Source organism: Rhizobium sp. C104 (genome assembly GCF_022354505.1).
Classification (GTDB): Bacteria; Pseudomonadota; Alphaproteobacteria; order Rhizobiales; family Rhizobiaceae; genus Rhizobium; species Rhizobium redzepovicii.
In genome coordinates, this window is record NZ_CP092348.1 from 501,653 (window position 1) to 518,239 (window position 16,587).

Below are 16,587 nucleotides of genomic sequence, written 5' to 3' on the forward strand. Positions count from 1 at the left end.
CGGGGGCCGCGTGACGAAAACTTTTCTATCCTATGTCCTGGCGGCGATTGTCGCCGCAGCACCAGCCGCCGCAGTGGCCGAATGGCAGGCTGTGGAAGAAGTGCGGCCCTATTCGATATCGGGGAAGACCGGCGCCGAACTCTACGAATCGATCGGGGCGCGGGGGCCTGAAGTCGGTGCGGGCCGGGTGATCGCGCATACGACCTTCAAGTTGACCTGGACCCGGAAATACGAAGCGCAAGGCGCCGCCTGCGTGATCACCACCAACAGGCCGAAACTGATCATCACCTATACGCTGCCGAAACCCTCCACGGCGCTGCCGCCGGCCGTCCAGGCCAGTTGGGAGAGCTTCATCGCAGGCGTGCAGGCGCATGAGCGGGTGCACGGTGAGACCATCAAGGAGATGGTCAAGGAAATCGAGACGATGAGCATCGGCCTCACCGTTGCCGACGATCCCGATTGCAAGAAAATCCGCATCGAGTTGACCCGCCGCCTCGGTGAGATCTCTGCAAAGCAGCGCCAGCGCGGCCGCGACTTCGACAAGGTCGAAATGGGCGACGGCGGCAATATCCAGCAGCTCATCCTCAAGCTGGTGAACGGAGCCTGATTACCGCTGCCGGCGCATCATCCCTGGATCTGTCTGGCCGCGCGCCTATCTCTCCCTCCAGCGCGAGATAGATGGAGAAGATGATCGTGTCCTATGTCGACGGTTTCATCGTGGCGGTGCCGAAGGAGAATATCGAGGCCTACAAGAAATTCTCGACATTTGCCGGCACGATCTGGAAGGAATATGGCGCGCTGGAATATGTCGAATGCATCGGCGACGACGTGCCCTATGGCGAGCTCACCTCCTTTCCCCGCGCTGTGCAGGCCAAGGAGGACGAGGTGGTGGTGTTTGCCTGGATCGTCTACCGGTCCCGGCAGCAGCGCGACGATGTCAACGCCAAGGTGATGGCCGATCCGAGGCTCAAGGGCGACCAATGGCAGATGCCCTTCGACGGCAAGCGGATGATCTATGGCGGCTTCGAGACGCTGATCAAACTCTGAACCGATCAAGCATTGACTTGCCTCTTCTGACGAGCCACCTCGCGCCGATAAGATTCCGAGACGGGAGAGCGCCTTGCCACAGACGATCCTGACACTGTCCACACGCGGACAGGGCCTTTACGAATTCACCGATCAGGCAGACGCCTTTGTCAACCGATCAGGGCGGGAGGAGGGGCTTCTCACTGTCTTCGTGCGCCACACTTCCTGCTCGCTGCTGATCCAGGAAAATGCCGATCCCGACGTGCAAACCGATCTGCTTTCCTTCTTCCGCCGCCTCGTGCCGCCGGCCTCTGATCCGTCGATGGGCTGGGTCGTGCATCGCGCCGAAGGGCCGGACGATATGCCGGCGCATATCAAGGCGGCGCTGACGCAGGTCTCGGTCGGCATTCCCGTCGCGCGGGGCCGGCTGATGCTCGGCACTTGGCAGGGCCTCTATCTCTTCGAGCATCGCGACCGCCCGCACCGGCGGGAAATCGTTCTGCATCTTGGCCCGTGAAAGGATTAATCCTTGTGAATGAGAAGTGAATGGTCGGTTCGAACGCCATTCAGTTTACAGCGTTTACTGTCGAGGCAATCCCTAAGGGAGAACCCAAGCATGTCGCGCAATAACGACATGCGTAGAAATAGGACCAATCGACGGAGACGCCCCATGACACATTTCCTCGCCAAGGCCTCGCTTGCCGCATTGCTCGCCCTCTGCACCGTCCCGGCCACGGTCACCACCGCGGCAGCCGCTGGGCCGCAGACGAATTTCGTCGTCGAGGCGCAATATCACCGGCCGATTCGCGGCTGCTCGCCGATGCATGCAGTGCGCAAGGCGCGCGATTTCGGTCTGCGCAGAGCCCAGATCACTCGCATGTCGCCGCGCGTCGTCGTCGTTTCCGGCCGCGACCATCGTGGCTGGGACCGAATGGTCTTCGCCAATGTCCGCGGCTGCCCGCTGATCCGGCGCTGAGGACTGCGCCGGCAGGCGCCGACACGGCGCTTGCCGGCCGCTTTTGCCTTGACGGCGACACGTTCAGCCGCTTCTTCTCTAATCCGTATGGGTGATTCCCAGGCGGCTCGGCCGCACCGACTTTGAAACGAAAGGTTTTTCGATGATGCAGTTTTTGGCAAAGGCGGGTCTTGCCGTCATGCTGACCGCCGGCACCCTTGCCGGCACGGTGGCGCCCGCCGCCGCGCAGTTGAATATCATTATCGGCGATCAGGACCGTGACGCGCCGCGGGACTACCGCCGTCCGGCTCCGGGCTACGATCGCCCGCCGTTGGGCTACGACCGCCGTCCGCGCGGCTGTGATCCGCGGATGGCCGAAGACATGGCCCGCGATTACGGCTTCCGCCGCGCCCGCGTCGTCGACGTCACCCCGCGCCGCGTCATTGTCCAGGGCTGGACGCGTCGCGGCCCCGGCGAGATGAGCTTCGGCAACGTCCGCGGCTGCCCGGCTCTGCGCCGCTGATAAACTAGAATACCGCCTCGTCTCCCCGATGCGGCGGCCAGAACCGCCTTTGCCAGTCTCCCCGGATCGGCAAGGGCGGTTTTCTTTTTGTGAGGTTGTTCTACGCTCGGTAGACCCTGGAGGGTCTAACATGCCGCACCGCCTCAGATAATTTCCATCCAAGCAATTCGTCGAACGGTGGCAGTCAGCAAGACCTTCATTTTGGCCGCCGTCGGCAACCGCAGCTTAGTCCCTCCCCCTTGTGGGGAGGGGTTGGGGAGGGTGTTGGCTGCCGCCGGCACTTTCATTTCACTGTTCGATCGCAAAAGTCACGGTGACGCTGACAGTGTAGTTGTTCTCGCCGCTCTGCACGGGAACGGCCGAATCGGCCTCCTTCATCATCGTGGCGCGATAGGCCGGCTGCGGCATCGGGCGCGGCACGTTCTCGTTGATCTCGATGATGCGGCCGAGCTTGACGCCGGCGGCTTCGCTCAGAGTCTTCGCCTTCTTCACCGCCTCGGCAACAGCATTCTTGCGCGCCTCTTCGAGGGCTGCTTGCGGCTTGTCGTTGGTGAACTGGATGTCGCCGCCCTGGTTGATGCCGAGGGTGACGGACTGGTCGATCACCTGGCCGAGCTTGGCAAGATCACGCAGCCTGATGGTGATGGAATTGATGGTCTGGTAGCCGATCAACTGCGGCTGCTGCTGTTGACCATCGACCGGCTGCGGGTAGTTGTATTGCGGCTGGATTGAGAAGCCGGAGGTCTGCAGATCGCGCTCGGCGATGCCGCCGTCCTTCAGCGCCTTCAGCACCTCGTTCATCGCCTTGTTGTTCTCGTCGAGCGCTTCGCGGGCGGTCTTTGCCTGCTTGACGACGGCAAGGTTGACGACGGCCATATCGGGCGCAAGGGCCGATTCACCATCCCCCGTCACCGAAATCACCGCCTCACGCGGCTTTGCCTCCTGCGCCAACACCGGCGCTGCGCTGCCGAGCGGCAGGGCGAGAAGGGCAGTCATCAGAAGAGTTCTTGGAGAGAATCGGCGCCATGTTTCATTCCCTAGTTGTCGTTTCCCGGATGAACTTTCTGTCGGTTGATTGTGAAGCTATTGCGGCGGAAGAGAAGGGCGAGTGTGTGCGGAGAGAAAAAATGTGAGGGTGCGGGCGTGGAACGCGAATCCGGCTCGACGGTGAGTAGCGCCCACGGCACAGCCTCTCCATTTCTCCGTCTTCCCACCACCTACCAAATCCCCCAAACCTGATAGCAAAGACGGCGGGTTAAGAAACAGGGGCGGGCATGCTGTGACCGGCAAGGGCGCAGCATGCGCTTCATGACAATTCTTTCGATCGGCCTCGCGATCGGCCTGGCGGGCTGCTCCCAGGTGGCGGAAAAGGCTGAAAATGCCGCCAACCGCTCCTACATCAGCTATGCGCTCGGCAAACACTATACGGAGATCGCCAATCTCGTCCAATCGCCGATGGCGCGGCTTTCCGGCTCCGACGCGACCTATGGGCCGATGATCGCGTGACGCCGTTGAAGAACGGCATGACGATCTACCGGCATATGACGCCCGCCGCCAAGACCGAGACCGGCACGAACTTTGCCGGCCTTGTCGGCAGCTCCACGGTGTCGCAGAGCAACCGGCTGTCCTATTTCCTGGTGGGCGCCGATGGGATCGTCAAGGATTGGTCGACGGGCTCCGTGCAGGGCAGCGCCAGCGACTGCGTGCAATATATCGGCGGCGTCATCAACCGTTGCAACGATACGCAGCAGCTTCAGGCTTCGCTCGCGCTCTATGATGTGAGGGTGGCAACCAGGGCCGGTCAGCCCATATCGAGCTGGGGAGAACCGGCAGCGCCCGCAGTGAATTGAGGGCGCACGCCAGCCAGGATAAGGTCGTTTGCCTTACCTTTCGGCCAGCGGACACATTGCGGATTTAAGCGCCGAAATCATCCATGAAAGACGGATGGATCGCAGGCTTGCGCTCTTCGCGGGCGTCGCGAAAACGCTGGGGAACCGCACCGAGACCGGTCACGAAACGGGTCAGGAGATTGCGGTTGAAAAGTTTATGCAGGGCACTCATGGCAGTTCACTCATTCTTTTTTTGTTAGCCGGCAGCATATATTTTGCCCAAGCTGCCATCGCAATGGGCAATTTTACATGACAGTTATGCGACAGTGCATGGCTTGGGAGATCACATTGGCGTTATGAGGGCCGCCGAAGGGCACTCTCACACCATAAATCCTCGCGAACATGCGGGATCGCGTGGTAAATTCTCCGTTCAGGGCCAAGCCAAGGGCCCTCCGAAGGAGAAGCTCAGATGAACCGATTTTTCGCATTTATCGCGACCGGAACGCTGATCAGCCTTGCCACGATCACTTCGGCCTGCACATCATCCGGATACCTCGATCAGACCTCGTCGATCGGGGGCGGCTATTATCGGGAAGAGATGCCGCTCAACCCGGCCTGCGGCGGTGGGTTTAGACCTAGCGACGGTCGCTCCTGCAGCTATTAGAGGCCGGCTCGGGCCGTTGGCAGAAAATCCATGACCAAGTCCGGAACCGAGATAGTCGGATTCCGGCTTGGACGTGCCGCATGAACATCACCGCCTTGGACTCCTGCTTGGCGTCCAACGGTATCAATCAGTGAAGCCCTTGCAGTCTGTTCCGCCGCTCTGCCAGCAGTTCATTTTGAACCAGGTTCCTGGCATTGTCCGAAAGACCATTCGGCCCCAACAGACCAAGTTCGGTAAACCGCGCTTCGATTTCCTTCGGAATGCTGTCCGCTTCGTGTTGGCAAAGGCGCACAAGCCACTTCCATTCGTCGCTCGTCATATCCCTGTGCACGACCATGAATTGCTATCCTCCCGAGAACAACGACATCCGTAAAAAAAATACCACAACTTCTATCGAAAGGCAGGTGGCTCGACGATCGGGCTGAGCATGCGGTCAACCACTGATCCCTGATCGCTCCAGACGGCGGGACCCTGCATGGTTATGGCATTAAGCCTGACCGCAAGAGTTGGTTGAAAAGCACCCGGGCAAAGGTCTAATCTCCGGACAACTGGGGATATACTGATGGCAGCCGTGTTTCGCGTAATCTTGAGCGCTGTGTTTTCCGCGGTCCTTGCTTCCACATGTCTTGCCGACGGCCCGACGTCATCAGGGACCGGCTTCGCAGTAACCACCGATGGATGGCTGCTGACAAATGCGCACGTCGTCCAGGCTTGCAAGCGCATCGAGGTGAAAGGCAAGGGAGACGCCACCGATCCCCGCATCGACGCCACGAATGATTTGGCGTTGGTGAAGATCAATGCCGCGGAGCCGTTGAAGCCTCTTGTCTTCCGTCACGCTCCAACGCGGGTCGGCGAGGACATCGTTGCCATAGGCTACCCGCTGGCGACATTGCTGTCGGATTCGGTCAAGGTCACCACAGGCAACGTGAATGCGCTGGCAGGGCTTCGAAATGACACCCGGTACATCCAGATTTCCACACCGATCCAGCCCGGTAATTCCGGTGGCCCGGTCGTTGACCGCGACGGCTTTCTTATGGGCATCACCAGCGCGACGCTGTCGAAAGGGATCGCGGATGAGATCGGTATCACGGCGCAGAATGTGAATTTCGCTATTCGTGCTTCGGTTGCCGACCTTTTCCTGCAATCTCAGAGCATCACAGGGCAATCCGGCGACAAGGCGGCAGACCAGCAGCCGATCTCGACAGCCGATGTGGCGGACAAAATCACGCCGTCGGTGTTCCAGATTCTCTGCTACGGCGAGGAGCAGGAACAGGCGTCGACCAACACACCAAGCGCCACGACCAATCTCCCCGCGCAACCAACCGCTTCATTCATCGATGCTCGCGGCTACGACGCGATCGGCTTCGACTACCGAGCCGTCAAGGATGTCACTTATTCGGGGTGCCACGAAATTTGCGAAGGCGAGAGCCAGTGCAAGGCGACTACCTACAACACGAAGCACAGCGTTTGCTTCCTGAAAGATAACATTGTTGCCCTGATACGGAATTCGGATGCGGTCGCCGCCTATGCATCGTCAAAGGCAGCCGATGTGATCGTGTCTGATTTCACGAGCTATTCGGGCATCGATCTTCCCGGCGGTGACTACAGACGCCTAAGAGGCAGCAACTATCTGCTATGTTTCACCGCCTGTATCGGCGACAATGCTTGCAAGGCGTTTTCCTATATTCCCAAAAAAAACGAATGCTGGCTCAAGGATACGATTGGCCGTCCCAAGGCGACTAAAGGTGTGGAGTTAGGGATCAAGTAAAACAGCAAATCTTCACCGAGCAAACTCGCTCGCAACGCGATGACGAAATGACCGTGAAAATTGTCGATGTTGTCTGACACTAAAGCGTGTCGCGGCTTTTGAGATTCAGGATTCTCCAATCAGTGGAGGTGTGATTCCCTTTGATTGACAGAGGGAGAAGGGCCGTGGGCAAATCACATCCGATCGCGTTGCGCGTGCGTGTTGCTGCGTTTGTCGAGGAAGGCCATAGCCATCGAGAGGCGGCTCGGCATTTCCGCGTGTCGCCGCGTTTTGTGAACAATCTGATGATCCTGAAACGCGCGACCGGATCGGGCGGGCAAGCCGGACCGCCCATGCGGGTTTGGCCCTCGATGCCTTGGACCAAGCGCTTCATGATCGACGGCCTATCTATCGCGGCGACCTCATCCACCATTCCGACAGGGGCGTGCAATGCGTGTCAATTCGGTATCCCGAGCGACTGGCGGAGGCGGGCATCGAGCCCTCCGTTGGAAGTTGGCGACAGTTATGACAATGTTCTCGCCGAAACGATCAACGGTCTTCACAACGCCGAGGTCATCCATCGGCGAGGACCATGGCGCAACTTCGAAGCCGTGGAGTTCGCCACACTCGAATGGGTCGATTGGTTCAACAAAACCGGCGTCTTCTGGAACCCATCTGAAACACTCCGCCAGCAGAGGCCGAAGAACGATACTACGCCATGCGGATGCGCCAGCCATGGCCGCATAATTTAAACGAAATGGCCCCCGGCAAACTAGGCGCGGTTCACATGTCCATCCTTTGCCTCACACCATCCTCAGAACCGTGGGCCGCGTGCCTCAGTCGGAAAAGGCGAAGTTCTATCCGTGACTTGATGGAGCTGACCGCGCCAAACGCAGGGAATTGAAAATAGCTCCTGAGCATCTTAATAAGAGATGAAGGATAAAAACGGGCGATGGCAGCTTTAGCACTTCTCGAAGAGCGTGAAAAAAGGTTTGGAGCCTATCCGCGTCCGGATTGGCCATCGCTCGATTCCGACCCGGCCGAGGCTGCTGCCATTTTTGCGCGCGGTTTCGCGAAATTCGTCCTTAGGCTTCGTTCAGCTGATGCATTGGAGCGCGCCGCTCTTCGTGATGCTGTTGATGCGATGATCGCAGATAACGACAGAATGAAGCTTATCGAAGTCAGGTTGGGCTGCATCGAGTACGGCATGCGCGCCTACCAACACATATTAGAGATGCGCCAAATTTTCCCAGCGATGCGGCAGGCTATTGAAGAGCGTGCTCTGCGGATTGGCGAGCCCGGAAAGAGGAAATTTTTCCGCAAGAGAAGCGCCGAATCGATCCGCTCGCAGGAAGACATGATTGCAATCGATGAGGCATTCATTTCTTTCCTGCAAAAAGAGCTCCAACCGAGTATCGATGCCAAGATCCGAGAACAATCCAAGACCATGGCTGATGATGAGAAGGCGATTCGTGACGACCTGAATCAGCGGTTCCCTAAAATCACAGCGCGCCTCGCCAAATGAACTCGCCGATCTGGATTGAAGTGCATCAGGTGGTTGCCATCAACGCGGAACAAGTTTCCAAGACTGGGGAGGTGCACTTTCTGCGAGACTTTGGGCTTTTAGAAGCTGCGGTGATGTCGCCTCGGGACCATTGGCACTATGAGGGGCCAGATCTTGTGCAGGCCTTCGGCAACCTTTTGTTCGCAATCGCGAAGGCCCACGCGTTCGAACAAGGTAACAAGCGAACAGCATTTCACGCCGCCGCCGAATTCCTAGCTCGAAACGGCGCAACCCTTATTTTGCCCGATACCGATTATTGGGCGGAGAAAATAGAGGAACTGATTACCCATAGCTCCCTCTCAAACGATTTTGTTAATGTCATGAGGGTTTACACCATTCTGCCGTGATCGATCGGAATTGATCGTCTCGCTACTGATGGCTCAAGTGGCCTTCAAAGCCCCTTCAACGATTCTTGTAAAATTCCGGAACTTGGTGTCAAAATTCCGGAATTCCGCGTCCGGCTACAGTCGATCAAGATGGCGCTGAACCAAAGGCTAACCCCCTCATCAAATCCCTTAAAACAAGAAAAAATGGTGGGCCCGGAGGGACTCGAACCCCCAACCAAGCGGTTATGAGCCGCCGGCTCTAACCATTGAGCTACAGGCCCTTGACGCCGGTGGTGGCGCCTTGGCGCCGGAGGCCGGCGCCAGGATACCGGGGCAATGGTTCCCGCAGCATCGGTTCGCTCTAACGCAAATTGCAGGGAGCCACAAGCGCAGAGCGCAAGCATCTGTGGACGATGCATATTTCATCGGCGCCGGTACTGGAACCTTCTCGCGCCGGCGACAATTACAGAGATTGGATTCGATGAAGGAGGGCGATCGCAGATGGTGGCGTTGAACAGTGCCGTGGTGCTTATCGTCGAGGATGAGCCGCTGATCCGGTTCAATGTTCTCGATGTGCTTGAAGAGGTCGGCCATGTGGCGCTGGAGGCGGCGAATGCCGACGAGGCGATGGTGGTGCTGAAGGGCAGGCAGGATGTCGATATCCTGTTCACCGATGTCAATATGGCGGGTACCATGGATGGCATCCAGCTTGCCAAGCGGGTGAGGGCGATGCGGCCGAACATCGGCATCATCATCACCTCGGGCATGGTGCGGCTCGACCCCATGGCGCTGCCCGCCAACACCGCCTTCCTGCCGAAGCCCTATATGCACGACGCGTTGATCTCGACGATCGATTCCCTGATGACGTGACGGCAATTCGCTGATGACATGACGGGGCGCACAGCCGCAAAACGGGGACAGGTTTTGCGGCTGCGCGCGAGGCGCCGGGAGACATGCTCGTCTTCAGGCGTGCGGAGGGGGTCGCGCCCTCAGCTGAAGCTGCTCTTCAGCGCCTCGTTCTCGTGGTGAGCCTTCTTCTCGTAGATGGTGAACAGCGCCATCGAGAGGAGATAGGAGAGGAAGGGATCCCCGATCTGCGTGGCGATATCGCGGGAGGCGAGCACGTGGCGCTCCAGGGCGCCGATATCTTTCTGTATTGCGGTTTCAGCGAGGCGGTTCATGCTGCCATCTCCAGGAATTGCGTCACGACCGAGCGGGCCGGAACATGTCTGACATAAAGGGGTAGGGTCAGGCCGAGGGCGGTGCGCATCTTGCGCAGCACGCGGTCCGACACTTCGAAGGCGCCGCAGCAGACGGGGTACTTGCCGTAGCCGTCTGCGCGGCCGAGTTCTTCCACTTCTGCGCCAGCGCGCTTGTAGACGCGCTTGAGATAGGGCTCGTAGTTGGAAATCATCGTATGGATGCCGTGATCGAGCGCGCATTCGCAAAGCGCAAGCAGCATCATCGAAAAGGCGCGGCCGGCGTCGATCTGAGGGAAATCCCTGGCGATCGCCTCTTCGTCGATGCACATGCGCGTGCCCTCCCAGATGCCCGGCGCGATGAGATCGGCGGCATCGGGAAACGTCTCGCGGAAGACATCGTAGAGAAGGGTCGGGCCGGTCGTCGGCATCAGGCGCATGCCGCCGTAAAGACGCGTGCGGCTGTCGTTGCACCAGACGAGATAGGCAGGAGCCAGCGCATCGTAGCTGTCGCGTTCGTAAGGGCCGACGACAGGAACGTCCCAGCCGAGCGTATCGGCGAACACCTTCTTGCGCAGGCGAAACATCTGGTCGAGTACGGCAGCGTATTTCTGATACTCATGTGCCTGAATGATAACGAACATTTTGCCCTCCAGCGTTTACAAGTTCGTGGAGAGCAGAATGGTTCAGGCCGGCCGGTTCGGAAATTCCCTCAGATGGGCCCCCTCAGATGAGGGGATTAGCCCAAAAGCATGAGGGCTGACGTCACGACATGCGCCGAGCAAAGACTATGGATTGATGATGCGCAATTGCACGGCCCGCGAGGCGGCGGCCGAGATGGTGGCGCAGCCGAGCTTGAAGCGGGCGGTCTTCAGATAATCGCGTGTGGTGTGCTCGGAAATGCCGAGGATGACCGAGATGTCCTTGTAATCCTTGCCGAGTGCTGTCCAGTGCAGGCACTCGATCTCGCGTGGCGACAGTGCCGGCACAGGGTCGTTCTCACCGTGCAGCTCGTAGACGGCCTTGCGATGGATCAGGTGGGCGATCTCGATCCATTCGTTGCGGCAGCGCCGGACAAGCTCCGTCCATTCCTCGACCGGGATTCGGGCGTTCACCGACAGCAGCGCGCGGCGCTGCGCCTTGTCGGCGACGGGAATGGAATAGCCGTTGCCGCCGATGCCGTGCTTCTGGGCGTCGACCAGCATGGCATAGGCCTCCGGCGTCGGCTCGACCTCGCTCCAGTCGAAAGGCAGCTGGCGCTCGAAGCCCTGTTTGACGATCGGATCCACCTTCACATAGCTGTTCAACAGGTAACGGGAGACCCAGGCATCCGGATAGGTGGTGCGCACGAAGGGCGAGTCGATCTTGCTGGCGATCGTCTGGGCGAGATGGTAGGTGACGAAATCGAGGCCATATTGCGCCTGGAGAATGCGGATGGCAGCATCCACATTGGCCGCCGCCTTGATCTGTTCGAAGGCGGACTCGAACTTATCGCTATAGCTATTCTCGATCATTTCCACTGCCCCAATTCCCTCAATCCTACCGTGAGGACCGTCATAAATACAAGGCATCCCCACATATGCGGGGAATGACAATCCCGGCTCCGCCTGCTAGCGCCTTTCCACGAGGAGACCTCATATGGACAGCAAGCGCCCCTTCGAGATTGCCGAATGCCAACAGGCCGCCAAAGGCCTGAAATCCAGCTGGCAGGACATGGCAGGCTCCGAAGCGCTGATCCGCGCGCTCGTTGCCGAACGCAACGGGGACACCCCGCTGGCGCTGTTCTGGACCGAGGTCCACAGGGCGCTTAGCGTGGAAAACAACGTTTTCTGACACGGCCCGCCCCGGCAGGGCTTTCAGGCTCTTCCCGATCTTACAGCACCGACCGGGCGCCGGGATCGGCCACGACGAGATGAAATCCGCGTCCTGCGAGCGACCACGTTTTCATTCTCATCCGTTTCCGATTTTGCGAAGAAAGTGTCGAGCGGCATTGTCGCGGGCGGTCAGAGGGAAAGCTCGTACTCCCTGGATTTGTGCCATTATGCTTGAAGAATGGTTTCCAATGGCGGCGCTGGTGTCTCGGGAAACGGCTAGACTGTGCCATTGTTGGCGCGCGCGAGCCGCAAACCCCAAGCGCCAACCTCTCTCCAACCTCATCCTTGTACGTTGCCGTTGCTGGCGCGACCAACCCTTGATCTGGCGCTCGCGGGCGATGGCGTCGATGATGCGGTCGTAGGTTTCGGTGAACACGAGTTCGACGGGAAGGCGCTTGGCGGTGTAGCCGTCATAGGTGCCGGCATTGTGCTCCCAGACACGCGCCTCGATCTCCTGCTTGGTCAGCCCGGTATAATAAGAGCCGTCGCTGCAACGGAGGATGTAGATTGTGACTTCCATGGCGAGAGGCGAGCATGGGGAGCGAGTGAGCAGCAATCGTGCGGCGCTGGAGTGGCCATCACCCGCCCTCGTGGTTCGAGACGGCCCTGCGTGCCTCCTCACCATGAGGGCTAGTTGTTGTGCCCTGAGGCTAGACCGTCGGCGGCAGGGCTCTGCGTTCTTGGGCGGGCAAGCCGCGCCCTCTCTCCGCCCGCATTGTTGTGCCCTGCTGCTAGGCTATCGGCGTAAGGCGCCGCAATCTCCGATGAGGTAAGCCGCAACCTCTCTCCGCCCTCATCCTGAGGTTCCCCGCAGGGGCCTCAGCAGCCAACATAAGATAGAGATCAGCCAACCTTGGTCGAAGGGTTGAGCCAATCCTGGAGCGGCAGTTCGGGCCGCGGCTGTTTCGGGCGAAATTTCACCAGCACCTCGCGGCCGTCGACAGAGGCTTGTGTGCGTTCCAGGGCATTGCGCTCGGCCACTGCCTGGCGCCAGTGTTCGTCACCGCGCCCTTCGGGGCGGCCCTGTTCTTCCCAGATCGCGTAAGCTCTTTTGCTAATCCATTCGTGGCGCTTGTCGCTCATCTATCTATTCCATTCGTGAAAGGTGTTATTCGGCAATTCTGTCCTGCGGAACCGGCCCGTCGTTACGAACCGGCAGGCGCCGCTTGGCAGCCATCAGCAGGTCGAGCTCGATCGAAGAGGGCCCAAAACGGGTGAAAAGACTTTCGGCCTGCTCGCCGCCAAGACCATATTTGGAAGCGAATTCATCAAGGCTATATGGGCGGCCGCGCAGGATTCTGCTTCGGCGCTCCGGTTCATGGATTTGCGTCATTGGTGATTACCCCAGACTGTTTTTCGAAGTGTGAGAACAAAACAAATTACAGCGGCAAAAGTTCCGTGAATTTGCAGGGTTTTTTCGCCCCGTCGTACCATTGCGGGGCGATTTGCAGCCGCTGGCATGGATTTTCAGGAAGGGGCGTGGCTGAGAAAATTTCCACTAAAACACGCAAGAAAATCAGCGCGTTATGGAATTCGCTTCCGCAAGGGCGCAGAATTGGGCTTTACCCCGGCGCGTTACTCTATAGAATCAATAGTGTTATTCGGTTCGCAGGGGCAGCAAAACCTGCCATTCCCCGCGTTGGCGCGACCGAGACCGGAGGACTTTGGCCTCAACCCATCAAGAGGAGACAGACATGATGAATGCCCTGCCGCCACTTCATGACGGCCACGCGCCGTTTACCCTCCAGCAGCTGTTTCGCGAAGCACTTTACGCCTTCGAGGAATGGGACAGCGAATTGACCGAACCGATCGTCACCTACGAAGGACGGGTCATCCCTATCGGCTTCGTATTCGAAGCCATGCGCGAATGCACCGACATCGTGCCGATGAACATCGTCGGCGCCGTCACCGAGCGGCTGACCAAGCCGTGGGAGGGCGAAGGCCCGCTCGACCAGATGACCTTTTCGACGGCGGCGCGTGTCATGCGCGTGCTGGTGCGCAAGCGCCTGCTTGCCAACGGCACGGTCGATCTCGTCGCCGTTTCGGCCCACGCGGCCGAAGATCAGAACCGCGACTGACAGGATGAGGATCGCGGCCATGGCTGCGATCCTTTTCCGCTTCCAGGCGGAACCTCGCCCATTGCCAGCCGTTTACTGGCATGCCCGCCGCCAGTGCGGGTGAGGAATAAGCACCATGCTGAAATCCATCGTTCATGAAATCATCGGCACGCCGCGGCGTGAACCGGAACTTCCGCAGTCGCTCGAGCAGTTTCGCGACAGGAAGCGGGTGCTGATCATCTTTGCCGATGCCCAGGACGACCGCGCCGTCATCCAGGACGAATGGCTGCGGAACGCGCATATGCGTCTCATCGAGGAAGACGTCGAAGTTTTCATCATCGCCGGCGGCGGCGCTTTCTCGCTGTTCGACGATGGCTCCGATCTCGATGCCGACGATGTCAGAGAGCGGCTGCAGGGCCCGCCATCCGGCGAGTTCGGGCTGATCCTGATCGGGCGCGACGGGACCGTCAAGCTGCGCTCGGATGAGCCGAGGACTGCGGAGGATATCTTCGCGGCCTTCGAAGATGCTGCCGAAGCAGACGCCTTGGTAGGGCTTCGGACTGCGCGGGACACGCGACGGCGTGGCGAAGCCGCGCGCCCGGCGTCTTCGCATGCCGACAGCCTGAAAGGCATTCCTAATGCGCGTCGCATCAAACTTGATTCATGCGACGCGCTCCAGCTCTTTGTTTCGATGCATGTCGTTATTCCGGAACCGCTGCACACTTCCGGGTGACATGCATTAAAGCTCGAAGGCTTCCTTGAGGCCGAGGCTCTTGCGTTCGCGCAGGTCGAGATCGGTCTCGATATGGGTGATGTGATGCAGCATCAGCTGGCAGGCGCGGTCGAGCTCGTTATTTTCGATCGCCGTGATGATCTCGCCATGTTCTGAATGGCCGCAGCTCGAGGCGGTCGACTGGCCGTAAAGGGCAATCACCAGCGACGAGCGGGCGACCAGTTCTTCCATGAAGCGTTGCATGATCGCATTGCCGGAGATCTCGGCCAGCCTCAGGTGAAAATCGCCTGACGCCTTGATCTCGGCGCGTCGCGCCGTCTGGCCGCGCTCGCTCATCAGGCGGCCTTCCTCCAGCAGAAGCTGTTTCAGCTGGCTGATGTCACCAGGCGTGATCCGCGCGGCTGCCTCTCGCAATATGCCGGGCTCGACCAGGCGGCGGGCGGCAAAGATCTGCCGGGCCTCGTCGGGCGAGGGATAGGCGACAAAGGCGCCGCGGTTCTTCTCGACGCTGACGAGACCTTCATAGGAGAGCGCCTGCAGTGCCGCGCGGGCAAGCGTGCGGCTGACGCTGAAGAGGTTGCCGACATCTTTTTCGGAGAGCTTGGTGCCGGGCGAAAGCCTGCGCTCGACGATTGCTTCGCGAATGGAATCACGGATCAGTTGTGCGCTGGTTTCGGCGGAGTCTTCGGCCTGCATGGCCTTGGCAGCGGATTTCATGAAAATCGATTTCCTGTGATCGGCAAACCATATCTGGCTTCCCGGCAAAAGTTAAACGGAATTTGTGCTCGAAGCGCCAGCAAATTGTATACGATCATCTGCATAAATTGAGGACGATAGCCTAAATCCTGTGCAGGCATCGTTTTGCTCATACTTTATCTCCCTCCGATCTACGGCAGAGAAAACCCATGATTCACAATGGGTTGAGAAGTCGTCGGCAAATTGGCACGGCAAGTGCATCGTCTTTTCCAAACAGGGGAAGGCATGATGTCGAAAGCGGCAGAGATCGATATAGTATCCGTTTCGAAGGTCTATGGGGCAACGACCGCGGTACAGGCGATCAGCCTGAAGATTCCGGCCGGCTCCTATTGCTGCTTCCTCGGCCCGTCCGGCTGCGGCAAGACTTCGACGCTGCGCATGATCGCCGGCCATGAGAGCATCTCGTCGGGCGATATCCGGCTCGGCAATACAGTCGTCACCGATTTCCCGCCGGCCCGGCGCGGCACGGCGATGATGTTCCAGTCCTATGCGCTGTTTCCGCATCTCGATCTCATCGACAATGTCGCCTTCAGCCTGAAGATGAAGGGCGTCGACAAGGCGGAGCGGCGGGCCAAGGCGCTCGACATGCTGAAGCTGATGCAGATGGAGCCCTATGCTAACAGGCGTCCGGCCCAGCTTTCCGGCGGCCAGCAGCAGCGCGTGGCGCTGGCGCGCGCACTGATCACCGACCCTGAGGCGCTGCTGCTCGACGAGCCGCTGTCGGCGCTCGATCCGTTCCTGAAGATCCGCATGCGCGCCGAACTGAAGAAGCTGCAGAAGTCGCTCGGCATCACCTTCGTGCACGTCACCCACAGCCAGGAAGAGGCGATGGCGCTCGCCGACATCATGGTCATCATGAATGATGGCCGGATCGAGCAGGCGGCTGCCCCGCGCGAGGTCTTCGAGAAGCCGGCAACCGCCTTCGTCGCCCGCTTCATGGGCGATCACAACGTGCTCAGCGGCCGGGTGACATCGAGCGAGGACGGCGTGCTCGTCATGACCGTGCCGGAGGGGCAGAGCTTTTCCGTGCGCGGGGCGGGCAGGGAGGTCGGCGAACCGGTCGATATCGGCATTCGCACCGACCGCGTGCGCTTGCAGGTGGCGAGCGAATGGACGCTCGGCTTCAACGGCGTCGTCTCCAACGTCGAATATCGCGGCTCCTCCGTGAAGATCACCGTGCTCGGCGCCGGCAGCGACGACTTCACGGTCATATCAGACGACAGCGACTATTTCGCCCGCCCGGTCGCCGTCGGCGAGACGGTCGCGCTCAGCTGGGAACTCGATGATGCCGTGCTGCTCGGCCGCGCTTCCGCATGACCAATCAAAAACCAAGA

Annotated in this window: 25 protein-coding genes, 1 tRNA gene and 3 pseudogenes; 18 read left to right on the forward strand and 11 right to left on the reverse strand. The window is 59.5% G+C overall.

The window, feature by feature from the left end; translation table 11 throughout:
• Positions 1–10 precede the first annotated feature (10 nt).
• From MF410_RS03510 to MF410_RS03530, 5 genes are all read left to right on the forward strand, one after another.
• The gene (locus tag MF410_RS03510; protein WP_097628172.1) at positions 11–607 is read left to right on the forward strand and encodes a DUF922 domain-containing protein; all 597 of its coding nucleotides are present in this window, start codon (positions 11–13) and stop codon (positions 605–607) included.
• A gap of 86 nt (positions 608–693) precedes the next feature.
• Positions 694–1,047, forward strand: a complete 354-nt coding sequence (locus MF410_RS03515) for a DUF1428 family protein (protein WP_012558435.1) — start codon at positions 694–696, stop codon at positions 1,045–1,047.
• A gap of 73 nt (positions 1,048–1,120) precedes the next feature.
• A complete protein-coding gene (locus tag MF410_RS03520) occupies positions 1,121–1,543 on the forward strand; it encodes a secondary thiamine-phosphate synthase enzyme YjbQ (RefSeq protein ID WP_097628173.1) in 423 nt (140 codons plus the stop codon).
• Positions 1,544–1,696: 153 nt separating this feature from the next.
• Complete coding sequence (locus tag MF410_RS03525; protein ID WP_064839834.1) at positions 1,697–2,002, forward strand: hypothetical protein; 306 nt, start codon at positions 1,697–1,699, stop codon at positions 2,000–2,002.
• Between the two features lie 142 nt (positions 2,003–2,144).
• A complete protein-coding gene (locus MF410_RS03530; protein WP_097628311.1) occupies positions 2,145–2,504 on the forward strand; it encodes a hypothetical protein in 360 nt (119 codons plus the stop codon).
• Positions 2,505–2,792: 288 nt separating this feature from the next.
• Here MF410_RS03530 and MF410_RS03535 read toward each other — a convergent pair whose 3' ends face one another.
• Positions 2,793–3,500 carry an SIMPL domain-containing protein gene (locus MF410_RS03535; protein WP_239620168.1) on the reverse strand — a complete coding sequence of 236 codons (708 nt, stop codon included), beginning with the start codon at positions 3,498–3,500 and terminating at the stop codon, positions 2,793–2,795.
• Positions 3,501–3,812: 312 nt separating this feature from the next.
• Here MF410_RS03535 and MF410_RS03540 point away from each other — a divergent pair, with 312 nt between their 5' ends.
• The 4 genes from MF410_RS03540 to MF410_RS03555 all read left to right on the forward strand — a co-directional run bounded on the left by MF410_RS03540 (position 3,813) and on the right by MF410_RS03555 (position 4,997).
• Positions 3,813–4,010, forward strand: coding sequence for a hypothetical protein (locus MF410_RS03540; protein ID WP_239620170.1), 198 nt, complete (start codon positions 3,813–3,815; stop codon positions 4,008–4,010).
• Positions 4,007–4,354 (forward strand): hypothetical protein, encoded by a 348-nt coding sequence (locus tag MF410_RS03545; RefSeq protein WP_239620172.1) that lies wholly within the window; start codon positions 4,007–4,009, stop codon positions 4,352–4,354. Before MF410_RS03540 ends, MF410_RS03545 begins: the two co-directional genes overlap by 4 nt.
• 28 nt (positions 4,355–4,382) lie before the next feature.
• Entirely contained in the window at positions 4,383–4,646 is a 264-nt protein-coding gene (locus MF410_RS03550; RefSeq protein ID WP_239620451.1) for a hypothetical protein, read from the forward strand.
• A gap of 156 nt (positions 4,647–4,802) precedes the next feature.
• On the forward strand, positions 4,803–4,997 hold the full coding sequence (locus MF410_RS03555; protein WP_097628175.1) for a hypothetical protein: 195 nt from the start codon (positions 4,803–4,805) through the stop codon (positions 4,995–4,997).
• 127 nt (positions 4,998–5,124) lie between these two features.
• Here the strand turns inward: MF410_RS03555 and MF410_RS03560 are convergent, their stop codons facing one another.
• Entirely contained in the window at positions 5,125–5,334 is a 210-nt protein-coding gene (locus MF410_RS03560; protein WP_012558428.1) for a hypothetical protein, read from the reverse strand.
• Between the two features lie 225 nt (positions 5,335–5,559).
• Here MF410_RS03560 and MF410_RS03565 point away from each other — a divergent pair, with 225 nt between their 5' ends.
• The 4 genes and pseudogenes from MF410_RS03565 (at position 5,560) to MF410_RS03580 (ending at position 8,655) form a co-directional block, all read left to right on the forward strand.
• Positions 5,560–6,765: a trypsin-like peptidase domain-containing protein gene (locus tag MF410_RS03565; RefSeq protein WP_097628176.1), complete on the forward strand. Its 1,206-nt coding sequence runs from the start codon at positions 5,560–5,562 to the stop codon at positions 6,763–6,765.
• Between the two features lie 346 nt (positions 6,766–7,111).
• A pseudogene (locus MF410_RS03570) lies at positions 7,112–7,491 on the forward strand (integrase core domain-containing protein); the annotation flags it as partial.
• 205 nt (positions 7,492–7,696) lie between these two features.
• Positions 7,697–8,269, forward strand: a complete 573-nt coding sequence (locus MF410_RS03575; protein ID WP_097628177.1) for a hypothetical protein — start codon at positions 7,697–7,699, stop codon at positions 8,267–8,269.
• Positions 8,266–8,655: a Fic family protein gene (locus MF410_RS03580; protein ID WP_097628178.1), complete on the forward strand. Its 390-nt coding sequence runs from the start codon at positions 8,266–8,268 to the stop codon at positions 8,653–8,655. The genes MF410_RS03575 and MF410_RS03580 overlap by 4 nt, the downstream gene beginning before the upstream one ends.
• Positions 8,656–8,839: 184 nt before the next feature.
• Here the strand turns inward: MF410_RS03580 and MF410_RS03585 are convergent.
• A tRNA-Ile gene (locus MF410_RS03585) sits at positions 8,840–8,915 on the reverse strand.
• Positions 8,916–9,135: 220 nt separating this feature from the next.
• Here MF410_RS03585 and MF410_RS03590 point away from each other — a divergent pair.
• On the forward strand, positions 9,136–9,504 hold the full coding sequence (locus MF410_RS03590; RefSeq protein WP_012558426.1) for a response regulator: 369 nt from the start codon (positions 9,136–9,138) through the stop codon (positions 9,502–9,504).
• Between the two features lie 119 nt (positions 9,505–9,623).
• Here the strand turns inward: MF410_RS03590 and MF410_RS03595 are convergent, their stop codons facing one another.
• From MF410_RS03595 to MF410_RS03605, 3 genes are all read right to left on the reverse strand, one after another.
• The gene (locus MF410_RS03595) at positions 9,624–9,815 is read right to left on the reverse strand and encodes a hypothetical protein (RefSeq protein ID WP_003593249.1); all 192 of its coding nucleotides are present in this window, start codon (positions 9,813–9,815) and stop codon (positions 9,624–9,626) included.
• Positions 9,812–10,477 (reverse strand): acyl-homoserine-lactone synthase, encoded by a 666-nt coding sequence (locus MF410_RS03600; protein WP_088936510.1) that lies wholly within the window; start codon positions 10,475–10,477, stop codon positions 9,812–9,814. Before MF410_RS03600 ends, MF410_RS03595 begins: the two co-directional genes overlap by 4 nt.
• Before the next feature lie 144 nt (positions 10,478–10,621).
• Positions 10,622–11,347: a LuxR family transcriptional regulator gene (locus MF410_RS03605; protein ID WP_097628186.1), complete on the reverse strand. Its 726-nt coding sequence runs from the start codon at positions 11,345–11,347 to the stop codon at positions 10,622–10,624.
• 124 nt (positions 11,348–11,471) lie between these two features.
• On the opposite strand from MF410_RS03605, the gene MF410_RS03610 reads away from it, so the two are divergent.
• Positions 11,472–11,666, forward strand: a complete 195-nt coding sequence (locus tag MF410_RS03610; RefSeq protein WP_097628187.1) for a hypothetical protein — start codon at positions 11,472–11,474, stop codon at positions 11,664–11,666.
• A 333-nt stretch (positions 11,667–11,999) separates the two neighbouring features.
• Here the strand turns inward: MF410_RS03610 and MF410_RS03615 are convergent.
• The 3 genes and pseudogenes from MF410_RS03615 to MF410_RS03625 form a co-directional block, all read right to left on the reverse strand.
• Positions 12,000–12,227, reverse strand: a pseudogene (locus tag MF410_RS03615) (GIY-YIG nuclease family protein); the annotation flags it as partial.
• A gap of 323 nt (positions 12,228–12,550) precedes the next feature.
• Complete coding sequence (locus MF410_RS03620) at positions 12,551–12,790, reverse strand: DUF2934 domain-containing protein (protein ID WP_097628188.1); 240 nt, start codon at positions 12,788–12,790, stop codon at positions 12,551–12,553.
• 25 nt (positions 12,791–12,815) lie between these two features.
• Positions 12,816–13,040, reverse strand: coding sequence for a hypothetical protein (locus MF410_RS03625; protein WP_012558422.1), 225 nt, complete (start codon positions 13,038–13,040; stop codon positions 12,816–12,818).
• Positions 13,041–13,401: 361 nt separating this feature from the next.
• Between MF410_RS03625 and MF410_RS03630 the strand changes: the two genes are divergently transcribed.
• A complete protein-coding gene (locus tag MF410_RS03630) occupies positions 13,402–13,785 on the forward strand; it encodes a hypothetical protein (RefSeq protein ID WP_003593258.1) in 384 nt (127 codons plus the stop codon).
• 115 nt (positions 13,786–13,900) lie between these two features.
• Positions 13,901–14,315, forward strand: a pseudogene (locus MF410_RS03635) (DUF4174 domain-containing protein).
• A gap of 188 nt (positions 14,316–14,503) precedes the next feature.
• Here the strand turns inward: MF410_RS03635 and MF410_RS03640 are convergent.
• Together MF410_RS03640 and MF410_RS03645 are read right to left on the reverse strand one after the other, a co-directional pair.
• Positions 14,504–15,214: a GntR family transcriptional regulator gene (locus MF410_RS03640; RefSeq protein ID WP_131711337.1), complete on the reverse strand. Its 711-nt coding sequence runs from the start codon at positions 15,212–15,214 to the stop codon at positions 14,504–14,506.
• On the reverse strand, positions 15,211–15,366 hold the full coding sequence (locus tag MF410_RS03645; protein ID WP_165503930.1) for a hypothetical protein: 156 nt from the start codon (positions 15,364–15,366) through the stop codon (positions 15,211–15,213). The genes MF410_RS03640 and MF410_RS03645 overlap by 4 nt, the downstream gene beginning before the upstream one ends.
• 115 nt (positions 15,367–15,481) lie before the next feature.
• On the opposite strand from MF410_RS03645, the gene MF410_RS03650 reads away from it, so the two are divergent.
• On the forward strand, positions 15,482–16,570 hold the full coding sequence (locus MF410_RS03650; RefSeq protein ID WP_097628191.1) for an ABC transporter ATP-binding protein: 1,089 nt from the start codon (positions 15,482–15,484) through the stop codon (positions 16,568–16,570).
• The last annotated feature ends 17 nt before the right edge of the window (positions 16,571–16,587 follow it).